This window comes from Microcoleus sp. Pol11C2 (assembly GCF_036701505.1).
Classification (GTDB): Bacteria; Cyanobacteriota; Cyanobacteriia; order Cyanobacteriales; family Microcoleaceae; genus Microcoleus.
Map to the genome: position 1 here is coordinate 115,643 of NZ_JAUBQX010000007.1, position 15,884 is coordinate 131,526.

General features: G+C 45.1%; 12 protein-coding genes. 3 read left to right on the top strand and 9 right to left on the bottom strand.

Translation table 11 applies throughout. The features are described 5' to 3' along the window. Window positions 1-36: 36 nt before the first annotated feature. The 3 genes from cbiB to QUA42_RS06980 form a co-directional block, all read right to left on the bottom strand. The gene (gene cbiB, locus QUA42_RS06970; protein WP_333136403.1) at window positions 37-1,116 is read right to left on the bottom strand and encodes an adenosylcobinamide-phosphate synthase CbiB; all 1,080 of its coding nucleotides are present in this window, start codon (window positions 1,114-1,116) and stop codon (window positions 37-39) included. A 362-nt stretch (window positions 1,117-1,478) separates the two neighbouring features. Beyond that, complete coding sequence (locus QUA42_RS06975) at window positions 1,479-1,862, bottom strand: GFA family protein (RefSeq protein ID WP_333136307.1); 384 nt, start codon at window positions 1,860-1,862, stop codon at window positions 1,479-1,481. A 37-nt stretch (window positions 1,863-1,899) separates the two neighbouring features. Beyond that, entirely contained in the window at window positions 1,900-2,343 is a 444-nt protein-coding gene (locus QUA42_RS06980) for an Rrf2 family transcriptional regulator (protein ID WP_333041193.1), read from the bottom strand. Between the two features lie 265 nt (window positions 2,344-2,608). Between QUA42_RS06980 and QUA42_RS06985 the strand changes: the two genes are divergently transcribed. Together QUA42_RS06985 and QUA42_RS06990 are read left to right on the top strand one after the other, a co-directional pair. Then, window positions 2,609-2,998, top strand: a complete 390-nt coding sequence (locus tag QUA42_RS06985; RefSeq protein WP_333060228.1) for an AbrB family transcriptional regulator — start codon at window positions 2,609-2,611, stop codon at window positions 2,996-2,998. A 737-nt stretch (window positions 2,999-3,735) separates the two neighbouring features. Beyond that, entirely contained in the window at window positions 3,736-7,320 is a 3,585-nt protein-coding gene (locus QUA42_RS06990; protein WP_333136309.1) for a PAS domain S-box protein, read from the top strand. A gap of 442 nt (window positions 7,321-7,762) precedes the next feature. Here the strand turns inward: QUA42_RS06990 and QUA42_RS06995 are convergent, their stop codons facing one another. Further along, entirely contained in the window at window positions 7,763-8,866 is a 1,104-nt protein-coding gene (locus QUA42_RS06995; protein WP_333136311.1) for a site-2 protease family protein, read from the bottom strand. A 509-nt stretch (window positions 8,867-9,375) separates the two neighbouring features. Between QUA42_RS06995 and QUA42_RS07000 the strand changes: the two genes are divergently transcribed. After that, window positions 9,376-10,452 (top strand): DUF3616 domain-containing protein, encoded by a 1,077-nt coding sequence (locus QUA42_RS07000; RefSeq protein ID WP_333136313.1) that lies wholly within the window; start codon window positions 9,376-9,378, stop codon window positions 10,450-10,452. A gap of 140 nt (window positions 10,453-10,592) precedes the next feature. Here the strand turns inward: QUA42_RS07000 and QUA42_RS07005 are convergent, their stop codons facing one another. The 5 genes from QUA42_RS07005 to QUA42_RS07025 form a co-directional block, all read right to left on the bottom strand. Beyond that, window positions 10,593-12,230, bottom strand: a complete 1,638-nt coding sequence (locus QUA42_RS07005; protein ID WP_333136315.1) for an AAA family ATPase — start codon at window positions 12,228-12,230, stop codon at window positions 10,593-10,595. Between the two features lie 187 nt (window positions 12,231-12,417). After that, on the bottom strand, window positions 12,418-12,702 hold the full coding sequence (locus tag QUA42_RS07010; RefSeq protein WP_333136317.1) for a DUF2470 domain-containing protein: 285 nt from the start codon (window positions 12,700-12,702) through the stop codon (window positions 12,418-12,420). 200 nt (window positions 12,703-12,902) lie between these two features. Further along, window positions 12,903-14,261, bottom strand: a complete 1,359-nt coding sequence (locus tag QUA42_RS07015) for a WD40 repeat domain-containing protein (protein WP_333136318.1) — start codon at window positions 14,259-14,261, stop codon at window positions 12,903-12,905. Window positions 14,262-14,363: 102 nt separating this feature from the next. Beyond that, a complete protein-coding gene (locus QUA42_RS07020; RefSeq protein ID WP_333136320.1) occupies window positions 14,364-14,942 on the bottom strand; it encodes a ferric reductase-like transmembrane domain-containing protein in 579 nt (192 codons plus the stop codon). A gap of 270 nt (window positions 14,943-15,212) precedes the next feature. Continuing rightward, window positions 15,213-15,842 (bottom strand): response regulator transcription factor, encoded by a 630-nt coding sequence (locus tag QUA42_RS07025; protein WP_333136405.1) that lies wholly within the window; start codon window positions 15,840-15,842, stop codon window positions 15,213-15,215. Window positions 15,843-15,884: the final 42 nt, after the last annotated feature.

The following is a 15,884-nucleotide window of genomic DNA, read 5'->3' on the forward strand; positions in this document are numbered from 1 at the left end:
TTTATGTCTCCTGGAGTGTTCGGGTGAGATCATCAGTTAGCGGCTCAAACCTAATAAGGTATAAAAAAGCAATGATAGTCCCAACCAAATCAGAAAGCAATACCGAGTTAATTGCAAGGCTTGGCAAATTAGTGGCGCTGTGATAGGGTGAACCGGCTCGCCTAACAGCGGTTTGTGTTTGAGAACTCCGCGATAGGAATTAGTACCTCCTAGTTGCACTCCCAAGATGGCGGCGTAAACGCACTCGCTCCAACCGGAATTGGGACTGGCATCTTTAACAGCATCTCTCTGACAAATTTGCCAAATGTAAATCGGTTTGCCAGATATAACGGCTAAAGTAATCACTGTTAGCCGGCAAGGAATCCACGTCAGCACGTCTTCTAGTTTGGCGCTAAACCATCCTAAATCAGTGTATGGCGCTTCTTTGTAGCCGATCGTAGAATCTAATGTGCTGGCTGCTTTGTAAGCGATCGCCAAGGGGACTATAGCACTCACCCACATCGAGTTAGGATCGATCGGGGCAGCGGTAACACTTAATAATAGATGCGGCAGAGCGAACCCAAGTAAGGCATAAAATAGCGGTGCTGTCACGCCATCGACTGCATTCTCTGTTACAGTTTCTAACAATGCTCGCAGAATTTCTGGCTCGGATAAGTTTTCGGTATCCCGGCCGACGTAAAGGCTCAACCTTTCTCGCGCCTTGACTAAATCTCCAACATTTAAAGGTGTTAGCACATCCTCCGCAGCCGCCCTCAAACTGCGACCTGCAAAACAGCTTGCCAGCAAAATGGTCTGTATGGCAATACCTAAAAGAGGATGCACCCAACTAGCAGCTTGGACGATCGACCAACTGACAGTATAACTGCCTACAATCAGCCCGATCGCTAGTATTGTACCAGCACATCGTAGCTGCTGTTTGTGCTGATCGCCAGCGGGACGATCCTCTGCTTCAGGCATTTGGCCTGCGGGATTATTCCATATATTAAAGACAAGTCTAGTATAACGGTCGATCGCCCAACCCATCGCCTGCACGGGATGTGGCCAACCCCAAGGATCGCCGATCGAATAATCCAACACCGCAGCTAAAATCAAAACAGGAAATTCATCCGGCATCATTATATATTGTGTCAAACTTGATAGTCCATCAATCGATTTTAGATTTTAGATTTTAGATTTTAGATTAAAGAATTGAAGAAAGCGACCCCACCGATCAATCCGCGAGCTGGCGATGGGGAGCGAGGAGGTTGTTTCTCGCTCCACGGATGAATCCGGGGGCCCGAACCATCTTCCTTGATTGTCAGAGCAGGAGCGATCGCCCCAGAGAGCAGCTTTTAACTCCTGCTACCATTGCGGACTTTGATTTTTTGAGGGGCCATTTTATAGTAGAAGGAAGAAGGAAGAAGCAATAAAGGCAAGGGTTTGAGCAATTCAAAACCTCATCATCATCAGGCGTGGTTGCTATAAATGCTGAGATTACTTTAGTCGCGGATCAAGTGTACGTTCTCCTCCCAATTAACACCGTCAAAGGGTAGAATCTCAAAGTGTTTGATGGCATCGTCGTCAAGACAGCGGACGTTGACATCGAATTGATCGGGATGCGATCGGGGGCGATAGAACGAGTGAATGCCGCAAATTCCGCAGAAAGTATGTTGAGCAGTTCCTGTATTAAATGTATAGGTGGTCAAAACATCTTGGCCACTGAGCAAGGTAAAACGTTCCGGCGGCACAATGAGGTGCAAAAATCCCTTCTTTTTACAGATAGAGCAGTTGCAATCAGATGCTTCGTGTTTGTCAACGGCGACACGGAAGCGGACAGCTCCGCAGTGACAGCCGCCAAAGTAAGTAACAAGTGTTGCGTCCATGTGTGATTGCTGGCGATCGAATGAATGAACTTACCATTTAAATGATAAAGCTAGTTTCTTCCCCAAGAGCCGCTTGCCAACTGCGGACATCATAGTATAAGTCTTCGAGGGAAATACTGTACAGCGCTTCGGCAAGTTTTTTGTGCAATCGGTTCCACAAACTGAATGTTACCCAGTCCTCTGCTTGCGTCGCGTCGGGAAAATGTCGAGGTAAAGGTTCAATAGTTTCACCTACAGCCTCTAAGATTTGTCCTAAAGAGATTTGAGCGGGCATGCGGGCTAATTGATATCCTCCTTGAGAACCCCGAACAGATTGGACTAAACCGGCTCGTCGCATTTCAATCAGCAATTTTTCTAGATACGGAGCAGGTAACTCCTGTCGCTTAGCTATCGATTTCACCGATGTCGGGCCATAGCGAGGTTGCAAACTTAGATCCAGTAATGCTTTGACACTGTAGTGTCCGCGTGTGGTTAACTTCATGGGATTTTAAGAGCGGGGCAAATATTCAGCTAGCTGATAGCTGATAGCTTATGCTACCGAGTTTAGAGATTGCTCGCACCGGCTGCGGCTACTCCTCAAGAAAGACTGCAGGTTGTTAAAAATATTTAGATAATAGTGGTTAACAATTGAGCCGATCGGTGTAATATGGTTTTACGACCAGCTATAAAGCTAAAGTTTCTTGGTCAAACCAAAAACCAACCGAGAAAAAATCCGTACACCAGTTGAATATTTCAGGACTCAGTAAATGGCTAAAAAGAAAAATATCGAACCCCTTGAAGGCGAAGATCTGATCAAAAAGGTCAAAGACCTAGAGAACCTTACCAAGGAAGAAAAAGCTAGAGCCTGTGGCTACTACACCGTTACCAAGAACGGCGTAGAACGGGTCAACATGATGAAATTCCTGAATGCGCTGATTGATGCAGAAGGCATTCAGCTAGACGGGAAGCAAAACGGCAATGGACGCGGCGGACGCTCTGCCAGCTATCGGATTAGCGTTCAATCTAACGGCAACTTACTGATTGGAGCTGCCTACACCAAACAGATGGAACTCCAGCCAGGAGATGAATTTGAAATCTCTCTGGGACGCAAGCACATTCACCTGCGCCAAATCGATCGAGAAGAAGAAGTAGCCTAGGCCTTTACGACTTGCTTTGACTTCTTGCTTGAACAGGTTGGTTTGACTTCAAGCATTGACTGCAAGCAGAGAATTGGCTCTGAAATCTTTCTGTGAGCCTCAAACAGTATGGCTTCTATAGATGGCAATGGCTGGACAAAAGCCACTGCCACTACTTTATATTTTCCGAGAATACCTATTCTCGCCCCTCGCTATATCCGTGTGGACAAGCGGGGGATTTTCCGCGTAGCTGTTAAAGAGAAGTTCTGCCGCCGATTGTGTACGGGATTTAACGGATGTAATGGATGTAATGGATGGATGTTCTGCCACCAATTGTGTACGGGATTTAACGGATGTAATTGATGAACCGAAGAGGTTTGAAGGAAGAATTAGGTTTGGTTGAGCTAGGAAACCCACCAAAGCAAGAAAATGGCAGAGGTATTCTCAGCTAACAGTGCGTCATACCAGTTGAAAAAAAGAAAGAATGCAACTGTAGCGAAGCTCGAAAGCACGAGCTTGATCATTCATTCCCAATTATTTAAGCTAAAATCTAAAATCTAAAATTTTATGTGTCTGTGTGGGAGGTGTTTTGAGGACAAGGAAACACCTCGATCGCCCCTAAGTGAAATTACAGGCTGGAACAGTTAAAGTGTTAGGGAGCAATTAGCCATCAGCCTATGCCGTTGCCCCGATTCGCGAGTAAAACTTCTCAACACCAACCAAAAATCTCCCTGCGTAGCCTTCTAGTGGCCTCTTTTGTGCTGCAAATCGTCGCAGCAGTCGGGATTGTCGGGTATCTGTCCTTTCGCAACGGAGACAAAGCAGTCGAAGATCTCGCCGAGAAATTGATCGCCGAGACGGGAAAGAGAGTTGAAGAAAAGCTGATTTCTTTTCTCGAACATACCCAGTGGGTAAATCAACTTAACGCTGAAGCGATCGAGCGCGGTGAATTAAACTTACAGTTAGAAAAGCCCCAGCCTCGGGGAGAGAAGTTCCTCTGGCAGCAAATGCGATCTTTTAAAAGCATTCAATGGATATCCTTCGGTGCTGAAAAATCAGGAGAATATCTCGGCATTTGGCGCAACCCCACGCATAACAGCTTGCAAATTGTCGCGGCGAACAAGTCTAGCAACTTTCACAGCATTTACTACGCTACAGACGGCAACGGCACTCGCACCGCTAAATTAAAGGCAGAACCCAGAACCTACGATGCCCGTCTCCGCCCCTGGTACAAGGAAGCTGTCGCAGCTAATAAACCGATTTGGACGAGCATTTATCCGGGTTTTACTCCTGGGACTGTTTTTATTGCTGCCAGCCAACCGATTCGCGAGCGAAATGGTAAATTGCTGGGAGTTAGTGCAGTAGACTTTTCGCTCTCGGAGCTTCAGCAATATCTCCATCGCATCAAGCTGAGCCAAACCGGACAAATTTTCGCGATCGAACGATCGGGCTTGCTGGTTGCCAGTTCGAGTCAAGAATCACCCTTTAGAAAGATGTCTGGAAAGCCGCAACTGCAGCGGGTGAATGTTTTAGACAGCCAAACTCCTGTCATTCGCACTGCAGCTAAATATTTGTACGAAAACTTCGGGGGCTTTGGCGACATTCAGCAGCGGCAGCAACTGAAATTTAGCCGAGACGGGCAGGAATATTTTGTGGAAGTGCTGCCCTTTTCTGATGTTTACGGTTTGAACTGGCTGATTGCGATCGCAGTTCCCGAATCAGATTTCATGGGGCAAATTAACAAAAATACGCGCACTACAATTTTACTTTGTTGGGCGGCGCTGGTGCTATCGACAATTGCTGGAGTGCTGACAGCTAGGTGGGTAACGCTGCCCCTGCTGCGGCTCAACGAAGCAGCTAAAGATATTGCCGCCAGAGAGTTCGATCGCGCTGTTAGTGTCAGTAGGCTTGAGGAAGTCGGCGAATTAGCCGAGTCTTTCAACGAGATGGCAGCTCAACTGAAACAGTCTTTTCAAGCTTTGGCAGAAAGTGAAGAAAAATTTGCCCAACTGGTAGAAAATTTACCCGTTGGAGTCTCGGCGATGACTTCGGGTGGCGCAGTTATTTTCATGAATTCGGCGGGAGAGCAAATATTGGGTAGGGGAGAAATGCCCGATGCTACCGCACAAGAGCTACCACAAGCTTATCAAATTTATATAGCAGGCACTAATCAACTGTACCCGGCCGAGCAAATGCCGTTTGTGCGGGCGTTGAGCGGCTTGGAGGTGATTGTTGAAGATATGGAAATTCGCCGAGACGGGAAAAATATTCGTTTGGAAGTGCGAGCGCTGCCGGTGTTTGACGGTGCGGGGAATATCCTTTATGTTCTGACTGTTTTTAAAGATATTACGGCTCGCAAACACGCAGAGCAAATATTGGCTGACTACAACCGTACTCTGGAAATTGAAGTAGTCGATCGCACGATCGAGCTAGCCTCGATGAATGCCCGCTTGCAGCTCGAAATTGAGGAGCGCAAGCAAGCTGAAAAAATTATCCGTCAAGAGCGCGACTTTAACTTAAAGATTATCGAAAATTCTCCGATTTTTTTTGTGGCGATCGACTCTGAGGGTAAAATCCTGCTGGCGAATAACAGTATGCTGGAAGCTGTGGGCTATACTGCCACAGAAGTTGCAGGCAAAGATTACTTAGCTACATTTGTACCCCCAAGCGATCGAGCCGGATTACATTCAATTTTTACTGGTGTAACAGCGCGGGAGCAAACGGTTAACGAACATCGCATTCTCACTTCGGACGATCGGACTTTGTTAGTCGAGTGGCACGGCACACCGGTGCTCGACGAAGGTGGCAGCCTGGATTTCTTGTTTGGATTTGGGATTGATATTGGCGATCGCAAACAAGCACAATTAGCCTTGCAAAAAAGCGAAGCTCTGTTTCACAAATTAGCGAACACTGTTCCCGGAGAACTTTACATTTTCGTGCAGCATCCCGACGGCTCAGTCAAGATGGAATATATCAGTCCTCTGTGCCGAGAAATTCAAGAATTAGAGCCGGAGGAAATCCAGAACAACTCTGCTTTACTATACGAACAAATACACCCGGACGATCGCTCCAGTCACTTCGAGGCAATTGTCAAAAGTGCGACCGATCTCGAACCATTTTCCCACGAGTGGCGGATTGTGACAGCATCGGGAAAACTCAAATGGCTGCAAGGTTATTCTCGACCAGAATTGCGCGAAAATGGAGATATTGTCTGGCACGGCATAATCATTGATACGAGCGATCGCAAACAAGCAGAACAAGAACTCCAACAAGCCAAAGAAGCCGCAGAAGCTGCCAACAAAACTAAAAGCCTTTTTCTCGCCAACATGAGCCACGAATTGCGAACCCCCCTCAACGCCATTCTCGGCTTCGCTCAATTAATGGAACCCAGCGCTAATTTAACTTTGCCAGAAAAAGAAAATATCACAATTATTCGCCGCAGCGGAGAACACCTGCTCCAACTGATCAATCAAGTCTTAGACTTATCTAAAATAGAAGGTGGGCGGATGGCACTCAACGCCAAAATTTTTGACTTGTACCGCTTGCTGGGGGACGTGCAAAATATGTTTCAAATTCCGGCTAAAAATAAAGGATTGCAAGTAATTATTGACTGCTCTTCCGATGTTCCCCAATACGTGCAAAATGATGAGGTTAAGTTGCGACAAGTGTTGATTAATTTATTAGATAATGCGGTTAAATTTACCCAGTATGGTTCAGTTTTAATCACCGTATGCTCCAAGCAAGAAGGAATAATTAAGCCTACCAAAAACAAATTTTTAAATAGTGGAGAACCGCAACAAAATATTTTTATTGGTTTTGAAATAGCCGATACAGGAGTTGGTATTTTGCCGGAAAAATTAGAAAGCATATTTGAATTATTGGTGCAAACTTCATCAGAAAAGAAAGTTCAAACAGGTACGGGGTTAGGATTAAACATCAGCCGCGAGTTCATAAGATTAATGGGGGGCGACATTACTGTCGAGAGCGAAGTGGGATACGGTACAGTCTTCAAGTTTGACATTCAAGTTGTTACCGCAGCGGGTGCTGGTGAAGCCATCAATAAATATGTTGAAGTCAATGATTTATCGCAAAGTTCAAGTATGGTACAAGAAAAAATATCTGATAGTGCGGCAATATTTACGCTGGACTCCAAGCCTAAAGTTTCCCCAGAATGGACGAGCAATCTAAAACAGGCAGTCCGTGAGGCTGACTTCGACTTGATTGCCACAACTATTGAGGAAATCGGCAGCGATCATGATGTTTTTGCGGAAGTTCTGATGAATCATTTATATAATTTTGATTATCAAAAAATACTAGATTTGATTGATGAAATTGAGCGGTAGGGTGTATCGAAGATTAACTTATACAGCCTTTCTAATTAACAGTCCGGTACCGTTGAGAATTGTCAGGTAATCAGTAAACAAGAGGGCATAAATTTTTGATTGATAGACAAACCGCAGATTAAGGCAGATGAACACAGATTAACGCAGATAATTTCAATATCTGCGGGCTATTGGCAATAGATAGGGAATAGTTCGCCTGCGTACCTCACGAAAGTTGAGAAAGGCTATATAATAATTTTTATTCTTGATTAGCAGCTAATAATTTAGCCATTCCTGGAGGCAACAACATACCTCAAAAAATCTTTAACTATTGTGACAGTTGCATCTAGAACTATTTGTGTTTGACTGTGACTTTTTTGAAACCATTGTTAACCCCCCCGATCGCCCTTTTGGTAAGGGAAATCGAGGGGGTTAACTGTTATTTGTCAAGTATCTGAGGATATCAAGCAGGGTTCGCTTCGGCTCGTCTTTGTAGCAGGCGGGCAATTTCAGCTTTTTCTACAAGTCCGACGAGGACACCATTTTCGCGAATGACGGGGAGTTCTTGTACTTTAAGTTGTTCGAGAAGGGTGACGACTTCGAGGAGGGATAATTCTGGTTTGACGGTTGTGGAAAATTCGATCGGCTTCAGGAGTTCTTTGACTAAAACTTGGGGCCAAGTTCCGGTAGGAATGGTTTTGAGGTCATCAAGGTCGATCGCCCCTACCAATTGTCCGGCATCATCTGTTGCCAGGAACCTGCGCCAGGTTTGAGTGCTACCGATCACGTAGTTGTTGGCAAATTCTCTGAGGGACAAGTCTTGGGAGACGATCGGACTTTCGGGAGTCACAGCATCTGCGGCTGTCAGGCCTGCCAGTTGATTTTGGACTGTGGCATATTGGGCAGATTGACCGGCATTTTGCAGTAAGAACCAACCGATTACTAGATTCCAAATATTGCCGAATATGCCTGTAGCAATGGCAATCCAACCAATTATTTGACCGACGCGGCTAGCAAAAATTACACCTTTGTAAGGGTTGCCAGTAATTTTCCAGACGATCGCTTTGAGGATGTTGCCGCCGTCGAGGGGCAAACCGGGAATTAAGTTAAATAAGGCTAGAACTAAGTTGATGGAAGCTAAAAGTCCGACGATGGCGGCTGCGGGGCCTGTGAGACCAGCACCGATGCCGATCGCTGTTAACAAACCCGATAACAATAAGCTGACCAACGGGCCGGCAATCGCTACCCAAAATGCTTCGGCTGGGGTTTTCGATTCTCTTTCCAAATTAGCCAGTCCGCCAAACAGAAATAGCGAAATCGATTTCACGCCAATTCCCTGTTTAATGGCTACCCAACTGTGTCCTAATTCGTGGGCTAAGACGGAAGCAAATAACAGTAACGCTGTGAATAATCCCAACATCCAGGGCGCTACGGGGCCCAATGTGGGAAACAGGGCAGCTAATGCGCCGCCGTACTGCCAGGTTACTAAACCCAGAACTAAAAACCAAGATGCGTTGACAAAGAAGGGAATCCCAAACAGGTTGCCGACGCGAAATGTACCGTTCATAATGGCTACCTCTGATTTTACGAATGAGAGGTTTTTCTCTCTGTCTCCTTATCGTAACGAAAGGTAACGGCGATGTTAATGCTTCAATTAGGGTGTTATCCGTCTGTGGAGGTTCGGTTTGCGGAATAAACCGCCGACTGGGGTTTGACCCGCTAGGGGTTAAAAATCCTTATCTCAAAACGGAAGTTCTTGCTATGAGGCTTGAGGAGGATATCTGTTTTAGTTTTCTGTTTTAGTTTTCTGTCGGTTTTAACTCAAATCTTGCACCTCTGTCATGAACAGGCTTTCCGGGCTGTTCCACAAAAATTAAATTTTCTTGTGGGCCGTTGATCCTAGCCCGCCCATAAAAGCTTTATTGAGAATGGTGCAACATTTCAGTTTTAACTGAATGCAAGCTTTGAGACGGAGAAGGAATTCCCGGCGGACTATTACACCTGTGGCAAGATCTCAGTTTCAAGCAGGTTTAACTATAATGACTTACCCTAAGAATAGTTTTGATTCTAATAATTATGCCAGAATCCTTTTTGCTCGGCCGGCTGATGCTGCAATTAAACAGCGAAGTCGCTGATATTATTACAGATTTATCCGCTGTTGCTTTAACTCCTGATGGCCATTTGTGGCTGGGTTCCGATGAAACGACTTCAATCGAGCGTTTGTCGCCTGTCGCGCCTCATATTTTTGGAGAACATCAAAGATTTGCGATCGCAGATTTTATCGATCTACCTGGAGAATGCGAAATCGATATTGAAGGAATTGATTTCAGCAGCGATTATCTTTGGGTGGTGGGTTCTCACAGCACCAAACGCAAAAAAGCTAAAGGCAAAGACCCCGGCAAAGACATTGAAAGATTAGCACAAATCGTGACAGAGGTCAACCGCTATTTACTGGCGCGCATTCCTATGAAAGACGGGATTTTGTGCGAGTCAATTCCCGATTCAGACAATCCCGAAATTCAACTGACAGTGGGATGCCTGCAGCGGACAGAAACAGGCAATTTGCTGACAGACGCGCTCAAAGATGACACCCACCTCGGCTTGTATTTATCTGTGCCGATTCCGAGTAAAGAAAATGGCTTTGATATTGAAGGGTTGGCGGTGCGGGGCGATCGCATTTTTCTTGGTTTGCGGGGGCCGGTGCTGCGGGGTTGGGCGATAATTTTAGAAATAGAAGTTGAAGAGGCCCAAGCGGGAGTTTTAAAGCTTAAGGAAATTGGGAAAGGAGGGAAATTGTACAACAAACATTTTGTTGATTTGAACGGTTTGGGCGTGCGAGAATTGTGCTGGAACGGGGAAGATTTGATTGTTTTAGCGGGGCCGACGATGACTTTATCTGGGGCGATGAGGGTTTTTCGGTTAAAGGGGATTTTAGGGCGCTCGGGCGACAGTATTACTGGGCAAGAGGGGGGAGATTTGGAGGTATTGTTTGACTTGCCTTTTAAGGTTAATACTGACAATGCTGAGGGATTGAGTCTGTTTCCCTATTTGGGGGAGGAGAATTCGCTGTTAGTGGTTTACGATTCGCCGGATGCGGGGAGAATGGTTGAGCAAAATGCTATTTTTGCGGATATTTTTAAATTAGGTTCGTAGTAGTAGGGTGCGTCATAACTGGAGATATTTGGGCTAATTAATCAGCCATGAACTGACGCACCATGCGATTAGGAAGGTGCGTCAGAGGTAATTTTTTCGAGAATTAATTAGACATTAACTGACGCAGCCTACAAGTGGGGTTAATTGTCGATCGCATCCCTTCGCCGCTGGCTGTAGCGTTTCAATTCATCAATTAAATGAGTATCGTTGGAGGCTGTTCTCGCGCCCGCTTCCGCCGCCCAGCGCTTCAAATCTTCAATTTGCGATCGCGCGATCGCAGCTAAAGGTACAGTATCCTCGATCGACCTCAAAATATCCTCCGTCATCAAATCCCGGCGCTGTCCGTTGACAAAAGTGCCAAAGGCCCGATACAACCCATCTATTACCACTTGCTCAATTTCTGCACCGCTAAAGTTCTCAGCGCGTTTCGCCAAAACCCCCAAATCGAACTCGCGCAATCTAGTTGGCCGCAAACGCTGCAAATGCACTTTAAAAATATCTTGCCGTTCCGATTCGGAGGGCAAATTCAAAAAGAAAATTTCATCAAACCTGCCCTTTCTCAGCAACTCTGCGGGCAAAATCCGCACGTTATTTGCAGTTGCGACGATAAACACCGGACTGGTTTTTTCCTGCATCCAAGTAATCAAACTGCCGAATACCCGGCGCGAAGTTCCCGAGTCGCCGTCGCTGCCGCTGATAATGTTGCCGAAGGCTTTGTCTATTTCATCGATCCACAAAACGCAAGGTGCGATAGCCTCGGCTAATTGTATCATTTGCCTGACGCGACTTTCGCTTTCCCCGACCACGCCCCCAAACAATCTCCCAGTATCCAATCGCAACAGTGGCAAACGCCATTCTGAGGCTATTGTTTTAGCAGATAAAGATTTGCCAGTTCCTTGAATTCCTACTAACAAAACTCCTTTCGGATTCGGTATACCGTAGCGACTCGCTTCGTCAGTAAAAGCATCTTGTCGCATCTTTACCCACTGTTTCAAATTCTCCAAGCCGCCCACACTTTTTAAGGATTCTCTGGAGTTAAAAAACTCCAAAATGCCAGTTTGGCGAATTGCTTGCTGTTTTTCCTCCAAAACTCCGTCAATATCTGACTCGTTAATTTGCTGTTTGGCAGCCAAAGCTTTAGCCAAAACCCGCCCGATTCTAGCGCGACTCAAACCCTGACAAGCTTTAACTAACTGTTCCCTTGCTAAACCACTAACTTGCAACTGTTGCGGCTTTTCCACAACGTGGGAAATTAAACTGTCGATTTCTTGGACGTTGGGCAAAGGAAAATCAATTACTGTTACTTCTTCTTTCAATTCCTCCGGCAATTCCAGCGTGTGAGAAGTAAGAACTATAGTTTTTTTGCTGCGCTTCAATTCTCGCGTTAAATTCCGCAATTCTCGCACTACCGCCGCGCTTTTTTCGCTATATGGATATTTCAAAATTGGGTGCAAATCCCGCAGTACAAATATGGTATATTCTTCAACAGCAGTTTTGCTGACGCGATCTAGCGCCGCCATTACCGAACCTTTCCCAGAACCGTTATCCTCCCAGCCGCGCACGAGATCCCAGAACAATACTCGGCGCGGGGGAGTTACTTGCAGCGCTACTTGGGCAATTACGGCTTCGACCGGTTCCTCCTCCGCGCCGACAATGTACAGCAGCGAATAGCGGGCGCGAATCATCAAATCTAGTCGCTTTACCAGTTCCTCGAAATGGTTATTTTTACTGCCCTTGACGACATCTAATTCTTTGGAGTTGGGGTAATTTTCTGTCATTTTATTGGATATTTTAGAGAGAAATTCAACTTTATTAAATATTTTGTTCGCAGTCTGGATTTTAGTCCTTAAAATAATTTAACCAACTAAAGGTGTGTAGTAAGGAAGTTAGTCCTTAGCCACTATTTAACCGGACTAAATTCCCTACTGCAAACGTTAAAATTATAACAGAATAGTACGCAATTGACTACTTAGCAACTTTTCGAGCTTGTTTCACCATTTCAATGAGAGTGTGGTGAGCATCTTCGGCGTCTTTTAAAGTGCGATCAAAATTTACTCTGACAGGCACTGTTTCGTCGTTGACTTTAGCGGTTAAATCCATGCCGTTGGCATCAATAGCGAGCATTTGAGCTTCCGTTGCTTGCGGTTGGTCGCCAAATGCTTGAGCATATAGCACGACAGCACTAGCGTGGTCTTCGTTCATGTGAGTGCAGATGCGATCGCTAATCTCAGTAGAAAACGGTTCTGACATGGGGAGATTCCTCAGATGCAATATCGATCGATTGTACTGCGATCGGTACAAAGATTTCAACCGCAATCAATTGCATCAAGAGTTATGAGTGAGATAAAAGGAGGAATAAGCAAGAACCAGAAGACAATAACACCGAGTCCTTCAGTAATTCATCAACTCCTAATTAAACCTAATTATTGCGATAAATAGTAACATTAACTTCACCCTTGCCACGGGTTAACTTCAAGCACACCAGAGGGTTGAAATACTACCTGAAATTGACTAAAAATCTTTGCTTTGTGAGCAGCTTTACGACAGGAAGGAAGAGAAGTTTCTTGGAGAAAACCAACCGCTTCTTGGTTCAGTGGCTGATAATCTATAATTCCCCCTTCTTCATCCACGGCAACCCGATAAACTAATGAAGTGTTGAAAGTTGGAGTCGAGCGCCAACTATTGTCAATTTCATCGTAAAGTTTCCGGTTCAACTGTGCAATTTTACCGGGCGAGATAATGTCATAAGATGTTGCTTCTACCTCGGACCCAGGAGAGTTAACCTGAGTCCCTATCGAGACAGGTACAGGCCAAAGCTTAATAGTTTCATCTGCACTACCGCTGGCTAAAACAGGATTTTGAGAGCTAAAAGCGACAGACCAAACAGGTTTAGAATGCTCCGTAAAATTTGTCAGAAGTCCACCGGTTTTCAATTCCCACAGCTTGATAGTTTTGTCGTAGCTGCCACTAGCTAAAGCCTGTCCATCCGCGCTAAAAGCAACTGACTGCACCGGACCAGAATGCCCTGTTAATGTATGTAGAACTTTGCCATTTGTAAACTGCCACAGCTTAACAGTTTTATCCGCACTGCCACTCGCTAAAGTTTGGCCGTCAGGACTGAATGCAACTGAGTTAGCCGGCCCGGAATGCCCAGTCAGGGTGTAGTTGCCGCTATCATCAAGCCACCAAATCTTAATAGTTCCATTCTCGCTGCCGCTTGCTAAAATTTTACTGTCCGGGCTAAAAGCGACAGATTTAATCCAGTCTGTATCTGGAAGTGTGCGGAGTAGTTTGCCATCGGGAAAATTCCACACTTTTACAGTTTTGTCGGTACTTCCAGAAGCGAGTAACCTTCCATTAGGACTAATACTTATTGCCTTGACATCATCCGCATGACCTTTCAAGGTATTGATGAGTATGCCAGTTTTGAGATTCCACAATTTAATCCGGTTATCCCAACTCCCGCTAGCCAGAAGATGACCGTCAGGACTAATGGCGAGGGATTCAATTGCATCGCTATGTGCTTTTAAAGTGTAAAGCAATTCGCCGGTTTGCAAGTTCCAGATTGTGATAATGCCGCCATAACAGCCGCTGGCTAAAGTTTTGCCGTCAGGACTGAGTGCGATCGCATAAATCCACCCTGAATTATATTTAAAACTGCTATAAGATTTAGTAAACAACCCCGATTTAAACTGCGATACACTTGTTTCCCACTCCGCAAAATACCTATATAACCCGATACCCGCCGCAGTTACAACTGCTGTCAATGTCAATGCTAAAGTATTCCATTTAACTGCTTTTGCTATCATAAACATAACCTCCAAAACTCAGTTTATGTAAAATAAAATTACGGATTTCAATTCCACAAATTTAGCGCCCAGGTTTCGGCTGGATTCTCACTTGTATAAATACTATCCAATACTTTTATTTAGCACTGTTATTTTGTCGGGGGTTTGCTGATGTTTTTGTTGTCTAGATTGGCACTGAATCCAGGTGCGGCAGAGGAATAAAACTATGATGGCGGTTATAGCGGCAATTCCAACAGGCGTTAAATATGTCCAGTGCTCGGCCATTTTGTCCCAGATATGCCAGGTTACTAAAAACATAGCGAGGTAAGTGAGACGCTGCAATTTTTTCCAATTTTTCTTAATTCTTTTCACGCTCCAATCGTTAGAGGTGATAGCCAAAAGAGTAAAAATAATGAATGTTGCTACTCCCTGGAAGTAAACAAAATAAGTTTTGATATCGAAGACATCAAAGTTTCTTTGTTTGAAAAAGAGGAATCCGTGAGCTACAGCTAAAAAGAAAGAGAGTAGACCAATAAAACGGCGATATTTCAGCAGCAATTGGGGAAAGCCAGTTTTTTTGGTGAGAGGGAAAACAATTATCAAATTTGTGGGAAGTAGTGTGAGAATATAGGCTGTTAAGGCCGCGAATCCCAGGAGACTCGGTTGAGAAAATGTATCTAAATTTATCGTTGAAAGTTGCATAATTTACTCTCACTGCTAAGTAGGTAAACTCAACTTGAAGCTAGGTTAGCATTGTAAAATTGCAAGGTCAATTAAGTTTTAAGCTTATAACACTCATTCGCAAAGATAGCTGGTTAAAAGTTTAGTTTTTAACTATAAAAAAAGCTCAGAATTAGCTAAGCTTGGGTTGAGGAGATTACCTGAACTTTTGGCTAGGTATGGCGCCAAACTACCAACTGGTAATACCCCCTTTCAATAACAGAGGACTAAAGTTAAATACTGCTGATTAAACTAAAGGCTAACAATCCCCCGTTTTAAGGCGGCAATGGCGGCTTGCGTGCGATCGCTAACTCCCATTTTGCTCAAAATATTGTTGATGTGAAACTTGACAGTGCTTTCGCTGATGTGCAAAACTTCACTAATCTCGCTGTTACTTTTACCAGCGACTATGAGGCGGATGACTTCTAATTCGCGATCGCTCAATTCAGGCCCACTCAGGCGATCGGCTAACTTAACACCCACTGCCAGCGGAATGTACTTTTTCCCCTCAAAAACAGCCCGAATTGCTGCTAAAAGCTCCTCTGGTGCCGCATCCTTCAGCAGATAGCCCTTAGCGCCTGCTTGCAATCCGCGATAGATGTTTTCATCGCCGTCATAAGTCGTCAGCACCACAATCCGGGCGCTGGGAAACTCCGCACAAATCGCAGCAATGGCGGCGACTCCATCCATCACCGGCATCCGCCAATCCATCAGCGTTACATCGGGCTGATGTTGGCGAAACATTGTCACAGCTTCTTCGCCGTTGCTTGCTTGCGCCACAACTTTAACATCTGATTCATGCTCCAGCAGCGCCACTAAACCTTGCCGCACAATATAATGATCGTCGGCAATTAAAACGCGAATAATATTTGATTGGTTAATCATGTTTACCCTGTTAATTTGATAAAAAAAAACTGAAAATCT

Bases quoted from the DNA above. Each gene is read 5' to 3' on its own strand.
- cbiB (WP_333136403.1), bottom strand. From the start codon at position 1,116: ATGATGCCGGATGAATTTCCTGTTTTGATTTTAGCTGCGGTGTTGGAT.
- QUA42_RS06975 (WP_333136307.1), bottom strand. From the start codon at position 1,862: ATGGACGCAACACTTGTTACTTACTTTGGCGGCTGTCACTGCGGAGCT.
- QUA42_RS06980 (WP_333041193.1), bottom strand. From the start codon at position 2,343: ATGAAGTTAACCACACGCGGACACTACAGTGTCAAAGCATTACTGGAT.
- QUA42_RS06985 (WP_333060228.1), top strand. From the start codon at position 2,609: ATGGCTAAAAAGAAAAATATCGAACCCCTTGAAGGCGAAGATCTGATC.
- QUA42_RS06995 (WP_333136311.1), bottom strand. From the start codon at position 8,866: ATGAACGGTACATTTCGCGTCGGCAACCTGTTTGGGATTCCCTTCTTT.
- QUA42_RS07000 (WP_333136313.1), top strand. From the start codon at position 9,376: ATGCCAGAATCCTTTTTGCTCGGCCGGCTGATGCTGCAATTAAACAGC.
- QUA42_RS07005 (WP_333136315.1), bottom strand. From the start codon at position 12,230: ATGACAGAAAATTACCCCAACTCCAAAGAATTAGATGTCGTCAAGGGC.
- QUA42_RS07010 (WP_333136317.1), bottom strand. From the start codon at position 12,702: ATGTCAGAACCGTTTTCTACTGAGATTAGCGATCGCATCTGCACTCAC.
- QUA42_RS07015 (WP_333136318.1), bottom strand. From the start codon at position 14,261: ATGATAGCAAAAGCAGTTAAATGGAATACTTTAGCATTGACATTGACA.
- QUA42_RS07020 (WP_333136320.1), bottom strand. From the start codon at position 14,942: ATGCAACTTTCAACGATAAATTTAGATACATTTTCTCAACCGAGTCTC.